Source organism: Cryobacterium aureum, from assembly GCF_002954245.1.
In the GTDB taxonomy this organism is placed as follows: domain Bacteria; phylum Actinomycetota; class Actinomycetes; order Actinomycetales; family Microbacteriaceae; genus Cryobacterium; species Cryobacterium aureum.
Map to the genome: position 1 here is coordinate 20911 of NZ_PPTG01000038.1, position 19558 is coordinate 40468.

Sequence of the window (19558 nt, forward strand, 5' to 3'; positions counted from 1 at the left end):
CACCCAATGTTCACTGACCGCGAAAGCAGTCATTTGACCGAAGTAATATTGAAAGCTCATGGACACGCTCAACATCACCTTCCCTCCGGAGCTGCCGGTCAGCCAGCGTCGGGACGACATCGCCCGCGCGATTCGCGAGAACCAGGTCGTGATCGTCGCCGGGTCGACCGGGTCGGGCAAAACCACGCAGCTGCCCAAGATCTGCCTCGAACTCGGGCGCAAGAACATCGGGCACACCCAGCCGCGCCGGCTCGCCGCGCGCACGATCGCCGAGCGCATCGCCGAGGAGCTCGGCCAGGAGGTCGGGCAGTTGGTCGGCTACCAGGTGCGGTTTACCGACAAGGTCGGTGCCGATACCCGCATTAAGTTGATGACCGACGGCATCCTGTTGAATGAGATTCACCGCGATCGCATGTTGCGCAAGTACGACACGATCATCATCGATGAGGCGCACGAGCGCAGCCTCAACATTGATTTTCTGCTCGGCTACCTGCGGCAACTTCTGCCCAAGCGCCCCGATCTCAAGCTCATCATCACGTCGGCCACCATTGATCCGGCGAGTTTCGCGAAGCACTTTGCCGACGCGGACGGTGTGCCGGCGCCGGTCGTCGAGGTCTCCGGGCGCACCTTTCCGGTGGAGATTCGCTACCGGCCGCTCGTGGCGGAGCCTGGCGTCGACGACGACGACACCACGGATGCCGCTCCCCCGGTTGACCGCGACTATATCGAGGGCATCACCACGGCTCTCGACGAACTTGAACGTGAGTCGAACGGCGACGTGTTGGTCTTCCTCTCCGGCGAAACCGAGATTCGCGACGCCGCCGACGCCCTACAGGGCAAGTATGCCTCCTCGGCCAATCGCAACCCCACTGAGGTGCTGCCGCTCTACGGCCGGCTGTCATCGGCCGACCAGCACAGGGTGTTCCAGCCGTCGACCGTCCCTGGGGTGAAACGGCGCATCGTGCTCGCGACCAACGTGGCCGAGACCAGCCTGACGGTGCCGGGCATCCGCTATGTCATCGATGCCGGAACCGCGCGCATCAGCCGCTACAGCGTGCGGTCCAAGGTTCAGCGGCTGCCGATCGAAGCGATCTCGCAGGCCTCCGGCAACCAGCGCAGCGGCCGAAGCGGGCGCACCAGTGACGGTATTGCCATTCGGTTATATTCCGAAGAGGACTATATGCGACGCCCGGAATATACCGAGCCGGAGATTCTGCGCACCAACCTCGCCGCGGTGATTCTGCAGATGATCTCGCTCGGCCTCGGCGACATCGCCTCGTTCCCGTTTTTGACCCCGCCGGATTCCCGCAATATCAAGGACGGCCTCGACCTGCTCGCCGAACTCGGCGCCATTGAAGCTATGGATAAAACCACCCCGCGCCTCACCCGTATCGGCCAGCAGCTCGCGCAGCTGCCGATCGACCCACGCTTTGGCCGCATGGTGATCGAGTCGAAGACGCAGGGCACCAGCCGGGAAGTCATGGCGATCGTGGCCGGGCTGACCATTCAGGACCCGCGAGAGCGCCCACTCGACCGTCGCGCCCAGGCCGACCAGTTCCACGCCAGGTTCGCCGACCCAACGAGTGACTTTCTCAGCCTGCTCAACCTCTGGAATTACCTCGAGAAGCAGCAGTCCGAACTCGGCTCGAGCGCCTTTCGTCGACTCTGCAAGAACGAATACCTCAACTACCTGCGGGTGCGCGAATGGCAGGACGTGCTGCGCCAGTTGCGCCAGCTTGCCAAGCCGCTCGGCCTGCATCTCGGTGAGCCCAGTGCGAACCCGGACGGTGTGCACCGGTCGCTGCTGGCCGGACTGCTTTCCCATATCGGGCTGAAGGACGTAGCCAAGAAAGACTATGTCGGCGCCCGGCAGCAGCGCTTCGTGCTGTTTCCCGGCTCAACCCTGGCCAAGAAACAGCCAAACGCCGTGATGAGCGCCGAACTGGTCGAAACCAGTCGGCTGTTCGCCCGCATGAACGCCGTCGTCGACCCGGCCTGGGCCGAACCGCTCGCCGGTAACCTGTGCAAGCGCAGCTACTCCGAACCGCACTGGGAAATGAAGCAGGGCGCCGCCGTCGTCTACGAACGGGTGACGCTGTATGGTGTGCCGATCGTGGCCCGGCGCCGGGTGCAGTTCTCCCGGATCGACCCGGCCTATGCGCGCGAGCTGTTCATTCGGCACGCGCTGGTAGAGGGTGAGTGGGACCGGGCGTCGGGACCGCAATCGTCGGCGGCCGAGAAGGAAGCGGATCGCGGCGGACGCGGACCATCGCGCAATGAACGCGTGAGCATCTCGGTCGATGGCGGCGATGCCGCCAGCGGCCGCGGCTCTTGCCGTTCCGATGGCGCCCCAGCCGTTGGCTCGAGCGCGAGCCGTGGCGGCCGCCCAGGCCAGACCGGCGACCCCGGAATGTGGGCGTTTGAGCGGGCCAATGCCAGGCTACGGGAGGAACTGGCCGAGCTGGAGGAGCGCACCCGGCGCCGGGACATCCTCTTCGACGATGAGGCCGTTTTCGACTTCTATCAGCGCCGCATTCCGGCCGATGTCTCATCGACGAAGAGTTTCGAGGGCTGGTGGCGCACGGCCAGGTTCGACACCCCCGATCTGCTGACGATGACCGCCGACGCGCTCGTCGCCGAGGACTCTCCCGAGATCGACGAAGGGCTGTTTCCGCCGAGCTGGCAGCAGGGCGACCAGCGTCTGACCCTCGGCTATCGCTTCGAACCCGGCGAAGAGGACGACGGTGTGACCGTGCGCATTCCGCTCGCGCTGCTGGCCCGCCTCTCCCCGAACGGTTTCGACTGGCAGGTACCGGGCCTCCGCGCCGAACTGGTGACTGCCATGATCAAGTCACTGCCGAAAAGTATCCGCCGCAATGTCGTTCCCGCGGCCGACTGGGCCGCCAGGCTGCTGGGTGAGCTGCCCGGCGAGCCCGGCATTGTCGAGACCCTGCCGACGCCGGTGCCGGAGGCGTCGTTCGCCGAGACGCTCGCGGCGTTAATTCAGAAGCTCACCTACGTGCCGGTTTCCGCGCGCGACTTCGAGCTTGGCCGGGTTCCCTCGCACCTGCGCATGACCTTCGTCGTCACCGACGAGCGTGGGCGCACCGTCGCCGCCGACAAGGACCTCGCCGACCTGCAACGCCGACTCGGTACCCGGGTGCGGGAGAGCGTCGCGAAGGCGACGAGCGCCGCCGCGCCGAGCAACGCCATCGAGCGCGGCGCCATCACCACCTGGGACTTCGGCGAACTCCCCCGATTCCTCGACACCAAGCAGGGTGACAACACGATTCGCGGGTATCCGACGCTGGTCGATGATGGGGCATCCGTTTCAATTGGCATGATGAGCACCGAGCTGGAGCAGGCCCGCGCGCTACCCCGCGGGGTGCGCCGGCTGCTGCTGCTCGCGACGCCGTCACCGGCCGCGTATGTGCAGCAGCACCTGACCGCCGCCGAAAAGCTCTCCCTCGCGACCAGCCCGTACAAGTCGACGCAGGCCCTGTTCGAGGATTGCCTCGCCGCCGCGGTCGACGACGTATTGTTTCGGGTACGTCCCGATGGGCAGGTGTTCATGAAGGCCGAATTCGACACCATTCGCGACCGGGTCTCCGGCGTTGTGATGGATTCCATGTTTGAAACCGTCGGCCTGGTCGCCCGCATTCTCACCGCTCATCGCCTCGCCGACAAAGCGCTCAAGGCAGCAACCAGCATGGCGCTGCTGCCCGGAATCAGCGATGCCCGCGAACAGCTCACCGCGCTGGTCTACCCCGGATTCGTCAGCGAAACCGGCCTCGCCCAGCTGCGCCACCTGCCGCGCTACCTCGGCGGCATCAGCGCTCGGGTGCCGAAATTGGTCGACAACCCGAGCCGCGACCGGGTTTGGATGAACGAGACCCAAGCCGCCACCACCCGGTTCGAGAACGCCGGCGGCACCATGCCACTCACAGCGGATGCCGCGGCGCCGGTTCTGCGCGCCCGCTGGATGATCGAGGAGCTGCGCATCAGCCTGTTCGCGCAGGAGCTCAAGGCGGCGGAGTCCGTCTCGCTGCAACGTATCCAGAAGGTGCTCGCCGGATAGTTCGCCCCGGGCCCACCTTATGTCCCCGGGCCCAGTTTATAAACTGGGCCCGGGGACGGGGCCCGGGCCCCGTCCGGAAGAGAGCGGGGCTAGAGGACCTTGGAGAGGAAGGCCTGGGTGCGGTGGTGCTGCGGGTTGGCGAGCACTTCGGTGGGCACGCCACTCTCGACGACGACTCCGCCGTCCATGAAGACCAGCGAGTCGGCAACCTCGCGGGCGAATCCCATCTCGTGGGTGACCACGATCATGGTCATGCCGCCTTCGGCCAGGCCCTGCATCACGTCGAGCACCTCGCCGACGAGTTCGGGGTCGAGCGCGCTGGTCGGCTCGTCGAACAGCATGAGCTTGGGTTCCATTGCCAGGGCACGGGCGATCGCGACCCGTTGCTGCTGACCACCGGAGAGGTGGGCGGGGTAGTAGTCGGCGCGTTCGGCCAGACCAACCCGAGCCAACAGGGCGCGGGCATTGGCCTCGACGCCCGCCTTGGAGAGGCCCTTGACCCGAATGGGTGCTTCCATCACGTTCTGCAGCGCGGTCATATGCGGAAACAGGTTGAAGCGCTGAAACACCATGCCGATGTCGCGGCGCTGCCGAGCGGCCTCCTTCGGGCGCATCTCGTAGAGCTTGTCATTGACTTCCCGGTAGCCGATGAGCTCGCCGTCAACGCTGAGGCGCCCCGCCGAAACGACTTCGAGGTGGTTGATGCACCGCAGAAAGGTGGACTTACCGGATCCGCTGGGCCCGACCAGGCACATGACCTCGCCGCGCTTGACCTCGAGCGAGATACTCTTGAGCACCTCGTTGGAGCCAAAGCTCTTGGAAACGCGGTCGGCGACCACCATGGGGGTCTCACTCGCAGCAGCCATCAGCGGTCTTTCTTGTTCGGGTCTGTGGGCGGCAGCACGACCGTGGGTTGACCGCTGCCGACGACCGGGGTGACGCCGGTCATGGTGCCCGTGATCGACGCTGAGGCGTCATCCGCTTTCTTGTCTGGACGACGATCGCCGATGCCGCGGGCGAACCGTTTCTCGAGAAAGTATTGGCCGACCATGAGAATGGAGGTGAAGAACAGGTACCAGATCGATGCGACGATGAGCATCGGCACCGTGTCAAAGGTCACGGCAGCGATGTCGCGGGAGCGCGTGTAGAGCTCAAGCGTGAACGGGATCGCCGTCACCAGCGAGGTCGTTTTCAGCATCGAGATGACCTCGTTGCCAGCCGGCGGAATGATCACCCGCATCGACTGCGGAACGACGACGCGCACCATGGTTTGGAACCAGCTCATGCCGAGCGCGGTCGCCGCTTCTTCTTGCCCGCTGTCGACGGAGAGTAGCCCGGCGCGCACGATTTCGGCCATGTAGGCGGCTTCGTTGAGCGCGAGGCCGACGATCGCCAAGACGAAGGCGCTCAGCGCCACCCGGGTCGGGAAGGACACCCAGGGTTCGGTGAACGGCAGGCCGATGTCGATGGACTGGTAGATCGTTCCGATCAGACCCCAGAACACCAACTGAACGTAAACGGGAGTGCCGCGGAACACCCAGAGGTACACCCAGGCGATGCTGTTGACCACCGGGTTCGGTGACAGCCGCATGATCGCGAGCGTCACTCCGAGAATGATGGCGATGATCATCGAGTAGACAGTGAGCTGCAGGGTAATGAACGCCGCCTGCGAGATGCGCTGGTCGAACAGGTACTTGCCGACCGCTGGCCAGTCGTAGGCGGGGCGCACCGCCGCATCGGCGATGAACAACGCGACAATGAGCAGTAACACGACCGCGAAGGTATTCCGCCACGGATGGCGCAGCCGAATCGCCTTGATTCCGGGTTCCGCCTTGACGCCGGTCGCGGTCGTGTTAGTCATGATCTGAGTCGCTACGCTCTAGCCGTTGGACGCGGCGTTGATGGTGATGGTGTCGATGCCACCGTCTGTGACACCCCAGGCGTCAAGGATTTTGCCGTAGGAACCGTCGTCGACCATGGACTGCAGGGCAGCCTGCACGGCCTTGGTTAGTTCTGAATCCTTTTCGACCGTGATGCCATACGGCGCCACGTCAAAGCTTTCCCCGACGGGGGCCAGCTTGCCGTCAGTCTTGGAGATGGCGTAGAGGGTAACCGGGGAGTCGGCGCTCAAGGCATCTGCCTTGCCGAGAATGACCGCGTTGGTCGCCTCGTCCTGTGAACCGTAGGGCTGAGACTCGATCGGCTCCAAACCGGCGGCAACACAGGCCGCGCTCTTGGCGGGCAGCTCGTCGGTATCTTGCACCGTGTTGTCCTGCACGGCGACGGTCAGGCCGCAGGCATTGTCGGGGTCGATGGTGGATCCGCTCGGCGCGGCCCAGAGAATTCCGGCGTTGTAGTAGTTGACGAAGTCGACCTGCTTCTCGCGCTCGAGGTTGTCGGTGAAGGAGGATTCGCCAATGTCGACGGTGCCGCCGGTGATGCTCGGAATGATGTTGTCGAAGGACGCGATCTGGTACTCGGTGGTGAGGCCGAGCTTGGCGGCGATGCCGTCGGCGAGTTCGATGCCCCAGCCGATCGGTGCGCCAGCCTCGTCCTTGAACTCGTTCGGCGGGTAGGCCGCGTCGGTGCCGATGATGAGCACGCCGGCGCTCTTGATGTCCTCGGGGAGCAGCGCGACGGCTGCGGCATCCGCTTCAATGGTGCTCGCCTCGCCCGAGGGCGCCGTGGCCGGAGTGGAGTTGTCGACACAACCGGTGAGCAACAGAACGGCGGCGGCGGCGAAAGCGGGAACGATGTAGCGTGCGCGCATGGCACTTCCTTCTTGAATCGATCGAAAATGCGCGGATTCGACGATGAATCCACACGCGAGTAAGACCTAACGAGCCTAGTGCAACAGCGGCCGTCTGTATTCGAGCGCCGGACGGGTCAGACGGTTTGACGAGCGGATGCCGCGGATCTATCGTCGAAAGGTGCCAATCCTCAGACCAAACATTTTGTACACCTCCCCCACTGACCCGCTTGCCGCGCCGCTGGTAGCCGAGCTGTCACGGGAGTACGACGAGCGCTACGGCCTGAACGACGGCATTCCGTCGTCGGTGGAACTCAGCCGGTATCCGGCGCGGCGGTTTCAGCCGGTCGACGGCGGTACTTTTCTGCTCCTGGTCGAAAACGGGCAGGCGGTGGCCGGCGGAGCGTTCATGCGGGCCGAGGAGGAAGGCACCGTCGAAGTCAAACGGGTGTGGACGCACTCCGCGCACCGCCGCCGGGGGCTCGCCAGCCAGGTGATGGCCGAGCTGGAGGCGGAAGCCCGGCGGCGCGGCATCCGTTTCATCGTGCTGACCACGGGAGCCCGGCAGCCGGAGGCGGTGGCGCTGTACCTCGCGCTCGGCTACGAACCGCAGTTCGACCCGGGCGACGACTGGGAGTCGATCGGGTATCTGGAGTTTCGCAAGCAGCTTGCGGTGGTCGACGAATCGGGCGACGCGTCGTTTTAGGCACGCCGCTTTAGGAGCCGATAAGGGCAGTCGTCAGATCGACGAGCACGCTGGCTGGCAGGTTGGCGTTGACGAACCCGTGCAGCACTGGCACGAGCGAGGTCGCTGACCGGCCCGCCGGGTCAAGCAATTGCGCGGCGTGCAGCGCCTCGATCGCGAGAACCTCGAGGGTGAGGGCGCGGCTGCGTTGCAACAGCTGTAGGGGCAGCGGGGCGTAGCTGGCCTGGTCTTCGACGCCAGACAGCGCCGCACCGGCCACGCTCGCCGGGTGGGCCAGCTGCCGAAGCTCGGCGAGATTGGCGGCGGCGGAATACCAGAGCAAGCCGGGAATCGAACTCGTGCCGGCGGCGCGATCGGGCCGGGCGAGCTCGGAGAGCGCGCTGATGCGCCGTTCGCTGGCTGAGGCGACGTGGGCGAGCGGGTCGAGGGTGCGGTGCACGTGCGCTGGATGCAACCTGGCCGGTGAATAGAAAGCCATTGCCACCGACCGCATCCGCGAGCTCTCCGAGGTGCTCGGCCACCTCCTCCCCGGTACCGATGATCGCCAACCCGTCTTTATTCGCCCTGGCCTGCAGAATTTCGCGCAGCGTCGACCCGGCCGGTGCCGACTTGACGAAGTTGTCGAGGGTACCCTGATTGCTGTTCGTCGTCAGCTAGGGCAGCGGCTCGTCGAGGTCGCAGGCCTTGAAATCGACCCCGGACAGGCAGGAGACCCCCTGCAACGCTTCGTCGATCGCGGCCTGGCTGAGTTCGGCCCGGTGCGCGCGCACCGACTCGGTCGCGGCGGCGTTCGCGGTGAGGATCGGATTCACCAGCGGGGTGTTGCCGACCAGATCGGCGACACTCGCGAGTACCTCTTCCCGCAACGGCTGAGTTCTGGTCATCTCTTTATGGTAAATCGCCCGGTGCCACCTGACCCCATGCGGTGCGACTATTTTGGGCACGCAGAAAACGGATGCAGCGAGGCCGGCTGGCCCTGCTGCATCCGTTTTCTGCGATGGTTACTTGACGGCGGCCGCGAGCAGGGCGACGTAGTCGTCGAGGCCCCAGGACAGTGACAGTCCGGTGGGCGGGGAAACCGAGCTGATGAACGCCGCGCCGACCGGGGACGCGACCGTTCCGGCCTGCACCTGCGGCATGGCCTGCGCGTAGCTAGCATTAAGGAACGCGTCCGACTCTTCCTGGGTGGAACCGAAGTTGACCAGCAGGTCGCTGTCGAGCTGGTCGAGTTGCTCGTAGCTGAGCGTGTAGTAGAAGCTCGCCTCGTCGGTCGCGAGTTCGTCGACCGCGGGCGCGCTGACAAAGCCGAGGTCGAGGGTGAAGTCGACGCGCGGGTCTTCCTTCTTGTAGACGTAGAAGCTGCCGGTGCTGTCGCTCGACAGGGCGATGGTCTTGCCGGCGAATTCGGGGTGCGCCGCGGCCTGGTCGGCGATTTCGGTGTCGATCGACGCGAGCAGGGCGCTCGCCTCGTCGCTCTTGCCGAGCGCGGTTCCGGTGATCTCGATCAGATCGCGCCACGGGGTGGCCCAGGCGTCGCCCGGGTACGCCACGACCGGGGCGATCTTGCGCAGCAGGTCGTATTCCTGCTCGGTGATGCCGGAGTAGGCGGCGAGAATCACGTCGGGGGCGGCGGCGGCAATGTCTTCGTAGGGCGGCTCCTGACTGTCGGGCAGCACGACGGGCATCTCCTCGCCTTCGAGAGCTTCGGCGATCCAGGGCAGCACGCCGTTCTCGTCGCCGCCGTAGCTCTGGAACGGAATCGCCACCGGGATCACGCCGAGTGCGATCGCGTCGTCGGCGCTGCCCCAGCCCCAGGCCACGACGCGGGTCGGCTGCTGGTCGATCGTGGTTTCGCCGAAGGCGTGCTCGATGGTGACGGGAAAGCTGCCGGATGCCGCGGCGTCAGCAGCAGGGTCGGTCGCTTTATCGGCGGCGGCCGTGCAACCGCTCAGAGTCAGAGCGAGGATGCTGGCGGTGGCCAGCGTGACGGTGAGGCGTCGGGACACGAAATTCTCCAGTTCGTCGGGCGCAGACGGAGTAACCACCTACGTTATAAGGATAGCCTACCCTAAATTCTGACTGGCTTGCTCTGCCAAACTTCGGGCGTCTCAGCGGTCGACACCCGCCCGTGGAACCGACCGATCGGTATAATCATCGGGGCACCACAGACCGGGTCTGGCACAATCGCAGCTTCGAGGTCGAAGGCGTGCCGCACGATGTCGGCGGTGAGCGTCTCGGCGGGGGCGCCGTTGGCGACGATGCTCCCGGCACGCATGACGACGAGGTGGTCGGCGTAGCGGGCGGCCAAGTTGAGGTCGTGCAGCACCATTACGACGGTCGTACCGCGCTCCCGGTTGCGCTCGAGCAGCAGGTCGAGCACCTCGATCTGGTGCGTCACGTCGAGAAAGGTGGTCGGTTCGTCGAGCAGCAGAATCTCGGGATCCTGGGCGAGGGCCATAGCGATCCAGACCCGCTGCCGCTGCCCGCCGGAGAGGTCTTCGAGCCGGCGCGCGGCGAGTTGCTGGGTGTTGGTGGCGGCCATTGCCGCAGCGACGATCTCGTCATCGGTGCTCGACCACTGCCGAAACCAGCCCTGGTGCGGGTAGCGGCCACGCCCGACGAGGTCGGCCACGGTGATGCCGTCGGGAGCAATGGGCTGCTGCGGCAGCAACCCCACGACGGTCGCAACCTTCTTGCCGGACAGCGCGGCGATATTGCGCCCGCCCAGGGTGACCTGTCCGGCCTCCGGTTTCAGCAGCCGGGCGAGGCCCTTGAGCAGGGTGGATTTGCCCGAGGCATTGGCGCCAACGATGACCGTGATGGCTCCGGGTATGACCTCGAGATCGAGACCGTCGATGATGGGCGTGTGATCGTAGCCGAGAGTGATGCCTTCGGCGCGCAGTTGGTGGGTCATCAGGCACCCTTTCCGGTTTTGTTGCTGGTGGCGAGCAGCCAGAGCAGGTAGGGGGCGCCGATGGCGCCCGTGATGATTCCGGCGGGCAGTTCGAGCTGCCCGGGCAGCAGGTGCTGGGCCGTGAAATCGGCCACGGCAGTGATGAGGGAGCCCACGAGCGCCGCCGGCACGAGGGCGAGTCCGCCGGTGCCGACCACTCGTCGGGCGATCGGAGCCGCCACAAAGGCCACAAACGCGAGCGGGCCGACCGCCGCGGTGGCCGTTGCGGCGACGGCAACCGCGATCACGAGCAGCAGCAGCCGGGTGCGTTCGGCACCGACGCCGAGGCTCGAAGCCAGGTCGTCGCCGAGTTGCAGGGCCCGCAGGCGTCCGCTCAGCAGGCGAATAACCGGCAACAGCACGAGCAGAACGACGGCCACGACGGCGATATCCTGCCAGCGCGCGCCACTGACACTGCCGACCAGCCAGAGCAGCGCGCCCTGCGCGTCGTTCAGGTCGGCGCGGGACAGCAGGTAGCCGAGCAAGCCCTGCACCATGAACGCGACGCCCACGCCGATCAGCACGAAACGGTAACCGACCACGCCGCCGCGCCAGGCCAGCAGGTAGATGGCGCAGGCGACGATGATCGCTCCGGCGAAGGCGGCGAGGGAGGTGGCAACGCTTCCGAAACCAAGAATGAGCAGCCCGAAGACGGCTGCGGCACTCGCTCCCCCGGTGACACCGATGATGTCCGGGCTCGCCAGCGGGTTGCGCAGCACGGTCTGGAACAAGGCGCCGGAGAGCGCGAACGCCACGCCGACGAGCACGGCGAGGGTGAGGCGGGGCAAGCGCAGCGAGAGCACGATGAAATTCTCGCTCTGGCTGCCCTGGCCGGTGAGTGTGCGCAGCAGGTCCGGCACGCTGAGCGAATATGCCCCGACGGCGAGGCTGAACGCCGCGACGATGACGAGGGCACCGACGAGCACGAGCACGATGCGGCGTTCGCGTCTGCGGCGGCCGGCGCGCGCGCGGGCCAGAGGGGGGACGGAGCGGGGGGCGGTATCCGCTTTCTGCAGGGCTGTCATCACAGGCCGGCCAGTTTCACACGACGTACCAGGGCGATCAGCACCGGCGCGCCGAGGAAGGCGACGACGAGGCCGGCCTCGATTTCGCCGGGCTGGGCGATGACACGTCCGAGTACGTCGGCCGCCACGAGCAGGGTCGGGCCGAACAGCGCCGAGAACGCGATGATGAGGCGGTAGTCGGGGCCGGTGATCCAGCGGGCCACGTGCGGCACGGCGAGGCCGACAAACACGATCGGGCCGGCCATCGCTGTCGCCGAACCGCAGAGCAGCACGATCGCGACGGCGCAGACGATGCGGGCGGCAACCAGGTTTTGGCCAAGGCCCCGGGCGAGATCGTCGCCGAGAGCGAGGGCGTTGAGCATGCGAGCGGCCACAATCGCCAGGATCGCGCCGACCAGGATGAACGGGGCGAGCGGCAGCGCGGCGTCGAGGCCGCGAGCGACGAGGGAGCCCGCCGCCCAGAACCGGTAGCGGTCGAAGGCTTCGGTGTCGGCGAGCAGCACGATGGTGATGAGCGAGGTGAAAGCGGCGGTCAGCGCGGTTCCGGCGAGGGCGAGCTTGACCGGCGTCGCCCCCTCACGACCGAGGGAGCCGATCAGGTACACGATGGTGGCCGCCACGGCGGCGCCAATAAAGCCGAACCAGACGTAGCCGAGTGAGGAGGTCACTCCGAACCAGCCGATTCCGGCGACGACGAACAGTGAAGCGCCCGCATTGACGCCGAGCAGGCCAGGGTCGGCGAGCGGATTGCGAGTGACGCCCTGCATGAGCGCACCGGCCAGGCCGAGGGCGAGGCCGGCGAGCAGGCCGACGACGGTGCGCGGCACCCGCAGATCGAGGATAACGGTGTGGTCGGTCAGGGTGCGGTCGGGGCTAATCAGGGCGTCGAACACGGTGCCGAGGCCGATCTCGCGGGATCCGACCACGAGGGACGCGGCGATGCTGAAGCCGAGCAGTACGAAAGCGACGACGAAGCCGATGACGACCCGGCGCGGGCGGGTGCGAGCTGGTGCGGGTCGATCCAGAGCCAGGGTCATTGAGCTTCGGACCGGCCCAGCCGCCAGTAACCCATGAAAGCCACCCGTGAACGGTCTATACCGGTCTCCCTCACCAGGAAGCGACGCAGGAGCTTGATCGTGCAGGATTCTCCGGCGAGCCAGGCGTAGAAGCCGGTGCCACTCGCGTCGTTGGGTGATTCCCAGAGCAGGTCACAGTCCACGTCGACGTCGGCGAACGACTGCGGCGCCGTGGCGACCGCGGTTTCGACGAGGGGACGGTTGCGTGCGACCCAGCCGCGTATGGCTTCGTCCAGTCGTTCTCCATGCGGGGCCTGGTCGCGGGCCAGCCACGTGATCTCGCACCCACTGGAAAGAACGAGGGGCAGGGCATCCGCTTGGGTGGGCACTTCGATGAAGGCGCGCGCTCGGCGGCCGGCGGGCAGGCTCTCGAGGATGCTGCAGATGGCGGGGGCGGCGGTCTCGTCGCCGGCCAGCAGCAGTTCGGTCGCCTGGCCAGGGCGCCAGTCGAGGCCGATAGCGCGACCCGGGCTGCGCTCGTCGGGGCCGACGATGACAACGTCGGTGCCGATTCGGGCGGCCTGCAGCCAGCGCGCGGCCGGGCCGAGCGGGCCGTGGCTGTTGGGAATTCCGTGCGTGACGAAGTCCACGTCGACCTCGCGCTGTTCGGGGCGCACAGCGCGAATCGTGTAGGTGCGAAACGGGTTGCGATCGGCGTCGGGCAGCGCACGCCAGCGGGCATACCAGGTACCGTCGGCAATCGTGCGCTCGTCGTCGGCGCCGATGTTGGCAAGACCACGGCCGGGCAGCGGCAGCACGATCTTGACGCGCTGATCGAGCCCGGACGTGCCGAAGGTGTCAAATTGTTCACCGAAGAAGGTGACCCGGGTGAAATGCTCACTCAACCAGCGGATACCGACGACCGTCGCGCGATACGGACGGTAGGCCGGGCGGTCAGCGACCGCCGCGGTGCCGGGGCCGGTCACGATCGGTAAGGTAAGCATTACCTTAGTATGGCATGCCTTTCCTCACAATGGACGGTGCGGTCGAGATTGTCAGGCCCACATGGTCACGTCGTCTGCCCCAGTTTTCGACGCGCCCGACCCTAGACTGAAATCATTGTGAAAAGTTACTGGACTCTTCTACGCACGCCGGGCGTATCCCGCCTGATCGGCGCGCAGTTGACGGCCAGGTTTCCTTTTGGAATGCTCTCCCTCGCCTTTCTCATTCACATCGAGCGCATCTTTGATTCGTACGGTGCGGCCGGGCTCGTTCTGGGCGCGATGAGCATCGGCCAGGCGATTGCAGGGCCCCTCACCAGCAGGCTGATGGGTCGGCTCGGCATGCGCCCGGTGATCATCGCCACGATGTTCATCTGCGCGGTCTCGATCGTCGTTATGGCGCTCGTTCCCTTGTCGGTGCCGAGTCTCATGCTCATCGGATTCGTCGCGGGTCTGTCCACCCCGCCGATCCAGCCGGCCGTGCGCACGATCTACCCCAAAATCGTCAACTCCCGCCAGCTCACCCCGTTGTTCTCCCTCGACGCGTCGGCGCAGGAGATCATCTGGGTGCTCGGGCCCGTCATCGCAACCTTCGTGGCGCTGCAGGTATCGACGACCGCGGGCATTCTGCTCGCCGCATTCTTTCTGGTCGGCGGCGGAATCTGGTTCGTCTCGCTGCCCGAGGTCGGTCGCGTGCGCATCCCCCGCAGCCGGCGAAAGCTCGGCGTCGTGCTGAAGAAGCCGGAGGTGCTGCTCAGCACCATCGTCGGGTTCACGCTCGTGGCGGCCTGCGCCGCCGTGGAAGCCGGGGTGGTCGCGGTGTTCGGGCACGGCAGCGCCGATGCCGGCTGGGTGCTCGGCATCTTCGCGATCGGCTCACTCATCGGCGGACTCGCGCTCGGCCACGCCCCGATCGGACCGTGGGCCCTCGCCGCCCGCATGCTCATCGTCACCATCGGCCTCGCCCTGGCCAGCCTGTGGCTCACCTTTTGGTGGCTGTCGTTTGCCCTGCTTCTGGCCGGGGTCGGCATCGCGCCCGCCTTCGCGGTGCTGTTCGGCATCGTCTCGGCCAGCGTCAAGTTCAGCGACACCGCCGAGGCCTACGGCTGGGTGGGCACCGGCCAGCTGATCGGCGCCGCCCTGGGCTCCGCCATTGCTGGTTTCTCGATCGACCATTCCGGGCCAGTCTCGGCGATCTACGTCGCCGCGGGTTTTGCCGCCCTCGGCTGCATCATTCCCGCGCTTGGCCGCCGTTGGCACCCCGACCTGCGTGGCCGCGACATCAGCCCCATCCCCGACACCGAGCCCATCCAGGTGCAGGTCTCGTAGCATTATGGGATGATCTCCCTCACGCTCAACGATGGCCGCCTGATTCCCCAGTTCGGTCTCGGGGTCTACAAGGTAGCGGATGCCCTCGCCGCCGACACCGTCCAGGTCGCGCTCGACGCCGGGTACCGCCACGTCGACACCGCAGCCCTCTACGAGAACGAGGTCGGTGTCGGGCAGGGTCTGGCGCGCTCAGCCGTGCTCCGCGAGGACGTGTTCGTGACCACCAAGGTGTGGAACGATCGCCACGGCTACGACGAAACGCTGCGAGCCTTCGACGAGAGCCTGGCCAAGCTCGGCCTCGACTACGTCGACCTGTATCTGATCCACTGGCCGGCGCCGAAGCAGGACCGCTACGTCGAAACCTATCGGGCGCTCGAGGCTATCCGGACCTCAGGCCGCGCCCGCTCGATCGGGGTCTCCAACTTTCACCCGCACCATCTCGAACGACTGCGAAATGAGACCGACGTCGTGCCGGTGCTCAACCAGGTGGAGTTGCACCCGTGGCTGCCGCAAACCGGGGTGCGCGCGTATGGCGCGGCCCACGGCATCCTGACCGAAGCGTGGTCGCCGTTGGCTCGCGGGCGTGCGATCGGCAACGAGACCCTTGATGCGATCGGCGCCAAGCACGGCAAGTCGGCAGCGCAGATCGTGATCGCCTGGCACCTCGCGCTCGGCAACGTGGTCATTCCCAAGTCGGTGACGCCGGCGCGCATTCGCGCCAACATCGACGTGTTTGACATCTCCCTCGACTCCGACGACCTCGCGGCCATCGCCCGTCTCGGCAGCGGCGAGCGCACCGGCAAGGACCCCGACGACCTCGACTGAGCGCTGCCGAGCTCACAGCTACCAGCGCGGGTGGATCTGCTTCCGCAGGAGTCGATCGTAGATATCCTGCACGCCCTCGTTGAAGGCACTGGAGAGTGGTTCGGCAATACCGGCCGCGGCGTTGCCCTGCGCCTGCGCGACCGAGCGGGCTCCCGGAATGACGGCGCTGACGCCATCGATCTGGGCGACCCAGGCCAGTGCCGCCTGCGCTGGCGTGAGGCCGGCCGGGGCCAGAGCGGCGAATTCGGTGGCGGCCTGAAGACCCACCTCGAAGTCAACTCCGGAGAACGTCTCGCCGACGTCGAAGTGGCTGCCGTCGCGGTTGAAGTTGCGGTGGTCGCTTTCGGCGAACACGGTCTCGCGAGAATATTTGCCGGTCAGCAGTCCACTGGCCAGCGGAACCCGCGCAATGATGCCGACCCCGGCCTCACGCGCGGCGGGCAGCACCACGTCGAGCGGCTTCAGTCTAAACGCGTTCAGAATGATTTGCACGGTGGCTACGCCCGGGTGGCTGATCGCGGCGAGGGCCTGGTCGCAGGTCTCGACGCTCACACCGTAATGGCTGATCACGCCCTCATCGACGAGGGTGTCAAGCGCGTCATAGACTTCACCGGAGTCGAAGACCGCGCTCGGTGGGCAGTGCAATTGCACGAGGTCGAGGGTGTCCATGCCCAAGTTCGTGCGCGAGCGGTCGGTCCACTCACGAAAATTGGCCAGCACGAAGTTCTCGGCCAGTTGCTCAGCCCGGCGCCCCATCTTGGTGGCGACGGTGATCTCTGCGCCGGGGGCGTCGTGCGCGAGAAAATGTCCGATCAGGCGTTCGCTGCGGCCGTCACCATAGACATCCGCTGTGTCGAAGAAGGTGATTCCGGCATCGGCGGATGCCGCCAGCACAGCAGCCGCGTCGGCGTCAGTCACGGCGCCCCAGTCGGCGCCGAGCTGCCAGGTTCCGAGCCCGATCACGGAAACAGTGCGGCCGGTTCGTCCCAGGGTTCGTTTTTGCATAGCTCCAGCTTAGACATTGGGTGCAACGGCGCGCCAAACCCTGTGCAGCAGAACCGCCGCGGAAGTCTCAGGTCGGGCGGCCCCCGATGATGGTGACGGCGCGCGCCGCGAGGCGGGCACCGGCAGCCGCCGCCAACGCCAACGACGCGCCCTCGAGCCACGCTGTGACGAAGCCAGCGCCGAACGCATCCCCGGCTCCGGTCGAGTCCGCCCGCTCGACGCGCGCAACAGGAATCATCACCGGAGGTTGGCCGGAAACGGCCACGACCGAGCCCTTGGCGCCCATAGTCAGGGCAACGACCCCAAAGCTTTCGGCCAGGCGTGTCGCAACGGCGAGCGGATCGTCAAGCCCTGTGAGGGCGCGCCCCTCTGGAAGGTTGGGCAACAGAACGGATGCTCCCGCCACCGCACGCAAGAAATGCGCGACTCCGAAATCCGCCAGGACGCGTGCCGACCCCGGGTCGACGACAACGGGCACGCCGCGCTCGCGGCACCGAGCCAGCAGGTCTTGAAAGGAGCCGATAGTGCCCTCCGGATCGTGCAGTCCAGAGAACACCGAGTACCCGGTGAAGTACAGTGCGGCAGCACCGTCGAGTAGGGAATCGGGAACGTCATTCGGAGTAAGGACCCGGTTCGCACCGCGTTCGGTCAGCACTGTACGGGAGCCATTTTCATCGACGATGACAATGATTGTGCCCGTGGGCCGGGTCGCGTCGGGGGTGAGGTGGGCGCGCACACCGAACTCAGCGAGGAAGCCCGCATGGTAATCACGGTCGATGGCACCGACCCTGCCGATGAAGTCGACCGCGACACCCGCGCTTCCGAACCAGGCCGACACGTTGGCCGCGGCGCCACCCGGAAGCTGCCGAATCGACGACGCCGTGTTGGTATCGCCCTCCGGCTTCCGGTGCGGTCGCACCATGATGTCGTCGATGACGTCACCGAACACCACCACACGCGGGTGTCGCTGCACGCCGAGGGACGCAGCATCCGATGCGCGGTCTGCGGCACCGGCATTCACGACCGAGCCGGTCGGTGATCAAATCCCGAATGAAAACGCTCATCGTCGACGTGCCATGGTTGCAGCATCAATCCCCCTCGAATCTGTGCCGGCGCGACGGGCCGTCTACCCCCGGAAAGCCACACCCTGAGCCTAGCGACTCCCGACCCGCTCGGCGATCAGCGGTCCACCATTTTGCACAGGCTCACCCGGGTCGCCGATGCGCCAGGCACCCTCGACGGCCTCGAGGGCACGTGCGAACCGCTCGGGCTCGTCGGCGCTGAGCGTGAACAGGGGCTGGCCCTTGACGACGGTGTCGCCGGGCTTGGCGTGCAGGTCTATTCCGGCCGCGTGCTGCACCGGATCCTGCTTGCGCGCCCGGCCGGCGCCAAGCCGCCAGGCGCCGATGCCGAACGAAAGGGCCTGCTGTTCGACCAACAGTCCACTCCGCTCAGCGAGCACGACGTGAGTTTCGCGGGCCACCGGCAACGCGGCATCCGGGTCGCCGCCCTGCGCGCGAATCACGGCGCGCCACTTGTCCATGGCGCGACCATCTTTCAAGGCAGCCCCCACGTCGACGCCGGTGATTCCGGCCAGGGAGAGCATCTCCTCCGCCAGCGCCACGGTCAACTCGACTACATCGGCGGGCCCGCCGCCGGCGAGCACCTCGACCGACTCGCGCACCTCGTTGGCGTTGCCGATGGCCAATCCGAGCGGCACGTTCATATTGGTCAGCAGCGCGGATGTCGCCACCCCGGCATCCTCGCCGAGCTCCACCATGGTGCGGGCCAGTTCCCGCGACCGCTCGATGTCTTTCAAAAAGGCGCCGGAGCCGAACTTTACGTCGAGTACGAGCGCGCTGGTGCCCTCGGCGATCTTCTTCGACATGATCGACGATGCGATCAGCGGAATCGCCTCGACCGTTCCGGTGATGTCGCGCAGGGCGTAGAGCTTGCTGTCGGCCGGAGCCAGACCGCTGCCGGCCGCGCAGACCACGCCGCCGATCTCCTGCAACTGCTTGAGCATCTCGTCGTTGGTCAGGTTGGCGCGCCAGCCCGGAATCGACTCGAGCTTGTCGAGCGTGCCGCCGGTATGGCCGAGGCCACGGCCCGAGAGCTGCGGCACGGCCGCGCCGAACACGGCCACGAGCGGCATCAGCGGCAGGGTGATCTTGTCGCCGACACCGCCGGTGGAATGCTTGTCGGCGGTCGGCTTGCCAAGGCCGGTAAAGCTCATGCGTTCGCCGCTTTCGAGCATCGCCATGGTGAGGGCGCGGATCTCGCTGCGCGTCATACCGTTCAGAAAGATGGCCATGGTCATGGCGGCCATCTGCTCGTCGCCGACGTAACCGCGCGTGTAGGCGTCGATCAGCCAGTTGATCTGTGCTTCGCTGAGCTCCCCGCGGTCACGTTTGGTGTGGATGAGGTCGACGGCGTCAAACGCTTCGATGGTGGTCATTCTGTGTGCTCCTGTACAGCGTGGTACTCGGCGAGTTGCCTGGGCCCGAAGGCATCCGGCAGCACCTCGTCGATGGTCTTCACGCCGGAGACCGTTTCAAGCAGCATGCCCGGCGCGGAGTGTTCATACAGAAGCTGCCGGCAGCGACCGCACGGCATGAGGATGCCACCGTTGCCGTCGACGCAGGTGAACGCCACGAGCTGGCCGCCGCCGCTGCGATGCAGCGCGGAGACCAGACCGCACTCGGCGCAGAGGGTGAGGCCGTAGGAAGCGTTCTCCACGTTGCATCCGCTAACTACGCGCCCGTCGTCGACCAACGCCGCGACACCCACCGGAAACTTCGAGTACGGCACGTAGGCGGTTTTCATAGCGTCGAGGGCCTGCGAACGCAGCAGAGCCCAATCGATGGTCAA

Annotated in this window: 18 protein-coding genes; 4 read left to right on the forward strand and 14 right to left on the reverse strand. The window is 66.4% G+C overall.

Annotated features, from left to right (window positions below; genetic code table 11):
- The first annotated feature begins 58 nt into the window (after positions 1 to 58).
- A complete protein-coding gene (gene hrpA, locus CJ028_RS21500; protein ID WP_167395146.1) occupies positions 59 to 4078 on the forward strand; it encodes an ATP-dependent RNA helicase HrpA in 4020 nt (1339 codons plus the stop codon).
- A gap of 89 nt (positions 4079 to 4167) precedes the next feature.
- Here the strand turns inward: hrpA and CJ028_RS14475 are convergent, their stop codons facing one another.
- The 3 genes from CJ028_RS14475 to CJ028_RS14485 are packed head-to-tail and all read right to left on the reverse strand — an operon-like array spanning position 4168 to position 6848.
- The gene (locus CJ028_RS14475; RefSeq protein WP_105035935.1) at positions 4168 to 4944 is read right to left on the reverse strand and encodes an amino acid ABC transporter ATP-binding protein; all 777 of its coding nucleotides are present in this window, start codon (positions 4942 to 4944) and stop codon (positions 4168 to 4170) included.
- Positions 4944 to 5939, reverse strand: coding sequence for an amino acid ABC transporter permease (locus tag CJ028_RS14480; protein WP_105035936.1), 996 nt, complete (start codon positions 5937 to 5939; stop codon positions 4944 to 4946). The genes CJ028_RS14475 and CJ028_RS14480 overlap by 1 nt, the downstream gene beginning before the upstream one ends.
- 18 nt (positions 5940 to 5957) lie before the next feature.
- Positions 5958 to 6848, reverse strand: a complete 891-nt coding sequence (locus tag CJ028_RS14485; RefSeq protein ID WP_105035937.1) for an ABC transporter substrate-binding protein — start codon at positions 6846 to 6848, stop codon at positions 5958 to 5960.
- Between the two features lie 160 nt (positions 6849 to 7008).
- Here CJ028_RS14485 and CJ028_RS14490 point away from each other — a divergent pair, with 160 nt between their 5' ends.
- Positions 7009 to 7533, forward strand: coding sequence for a GNAT family N-acetyltransferase (locus tag CJ028_RS14490; RefSeq protein WP_240607309.1), 525 nt, complete (start codon positions 7009 to 7011; stop codon positions 7531 to 7533).
- A 10-nt stretch (positions 7534 to 7543) separates the two neighbouring features.
- On the opposite strand, the gene CJ028_RS14495 is transcribed toward CJ028_RS14490, so the two are convergent.
- From CJ028_RS14495 to CJ028_RS14525, 7 genes are all read right to left on the reverse strand, one after another.
- A complete protein-coding gene (locus CJ028_RS14495) occupies positions 7544 to 8011 on the reverse strand; it encodes an aromatic amino acid lyase (protein WP_161498995.1) in 468 nt (155 codons plus the stop codon).
- Positions 8012 to 8186: 175 nt separating this feature from the next.
- The gene (locus CJ028_RS14500; protein WP_105035940.1) at positions 8187 to 8417 is read right to left on the reverse strand and encodes a hypothetical protein; all 231 of its coding nucleotides are present in this window, start codon (positions 8415 to 8417) and stop codon (positions 8187 to 8189) included.
- A 117-nt stretch (positions 8418 to 8534) separates the two neighbouring features.
- Positions 8535 to 9539, reverse strand: coding sequence for an iron-siderophore ABC transporter substrate-binding protein (locus CJ028_RS14505; RefSeq protein WP_205684059.1), 1005 nt, complete (start codon positions 9537 to 9539; stop codon positions 8535 to 8537).
- A gap of 62 nt (positions 9540 to 9601) precedes the next feature.
- Positions 9602 to 10447 (reverse strand): ABC transporter ATP-binding protein, encoded by an 846-nt coding sequence (locus tag CJ028_RS14510; RefSeq protein ID WP_105035941.1) that lies wholly within the window; start codon positions 10445 to 10447, stop codon positions 9602 to 9604.
- Positions 10447 to 11511 carry a FecCD family ABC transporter permease gene (locus tag CJ028_RS14515; protein WP_105035942.1) on the reverse strand — a complete coding sequence of 355 codons (1065 nt, stop codon included), beginning with the start codon at positions 11509 to 11511 and terminating at the stop codon, positions 10447 to 10449. The genes CJ028_RS14510 and CJ028_RS14515 overlap by 1 nt, the downstream gene beginning before the upstream one ends.
- Entirely contained in the window at positions 11511 to 12548 is a 1038-nt protein-coding gene (locus tag CJ028_RS14520) for a FecCD family ABC transporter permease (protein WP_105035943.1), read from the reverse strand. The genes CJ028_RS14515 and CJ028_RS14520 overlap by 1 nt, the downstream gene beginning before the upstream one ends.
- Positions 12545 to 13531 carry a siderophore-interacting protein gene (locus CJ028_RS14525; RefSeq protein ID WP_105035944.1) on the reverse strand — a complete coding sequence of 329 codons (987 nt, stop codon included), beginning with the start codon at positions 13529 to 13531 and terminating at the stop codon, positions 12545 to 12547. The genes CJ028_RS14520 and CJ028_RS14525 overlap by 4 nt, the downstream gene beginning before the upstream one ends.
- A gap of 117 nt (positions 13532 to 13648) precedes the next feature.
- On the opposite strand from CJ028_RS14525, the gene CJ028_RS14530 reads away from it, so the two are divergent.
- Positions 13649 to 14857, forward strand: coding sequence for an MFS transporter (locus tag CJ028_RS14530; RefSeq protein WP_105035945.1), 1209 nt, complete (start codon positions 13649 to 13651; stop codon positions 14855 to 14857).
- Between the two features lie 9 nt (positions 14858 to 14866).
- Positions 14867 to 15682, forward strand: a complete 816-nt coding sequence (locus CJ028_RS14535) for an aldo/keto reductase (protein WP_105035946.1) — start codon at positions 14867 to 14869, stop codon at positions 15680 to 15682.
- A gap of 18 nt (positions 15683 to 15700) precedes the next feature.
- Here the strand turns inward: CJ028_RS14535 and CJ028_RS14540 are convergent, their stop codons facing one another.
- The 4 genes from CJ028_RS14540 to CJ028_RS14555 all read right to left on the reverse strand — a co-directional run bounded on the left by CJ028_RS14540 (position 15701) and on the right by CJ028_RS14555 (position 19558).
- Positions 15701 to 16687, reverse strand: coding sequence for an aldo/keto reductase (locus CJ028_RS14540; protein ID WP_105035947.1), 987 nt, complete (start codon positions 16685 to 16687; stop codon positions 15701 to 15703).
- 67 nt (positions 16688 to 16754) lie between these two features.
- Positions 16755 to 17708: a carbohydrate kinase family protein gene (locus CJ028_RS14545; protein WP_105035948.1), complete on the reverse strand. Its 954-nt coding sequence runs from the start codon at positions 17706 to 17708 to the stop codon at positions 16755 to 16757.
- 132 nt (positions 17709 to 17840) lie between these two features.
- On the reverse strand, positions 17841 to 19145 hold the full coding sequence (locus tag CJ028_RS14550) for a thymidine phosphorylase (protein ID WP_105035949.1): 1305 nt from the start codon (positions 19143 to 19145) through the stop codon (positions 17841 to 17843).
- The gene (locus CJ028_RS14555; RefSeq protein WP_105035975.1) at positions 19142 to 19558 is read right to left on the reverse strand and encodes a cytidine deaminase; all 417 of its coding nucleotides are present in this window, start codon (positions 19556 to 19558) and stop codon (positions 19142 to 19144) included. The genes CJ028_RS14550 and CJ028_RS14555 overlap by 4 nt, the downstream gene beginning before the upstream one ends.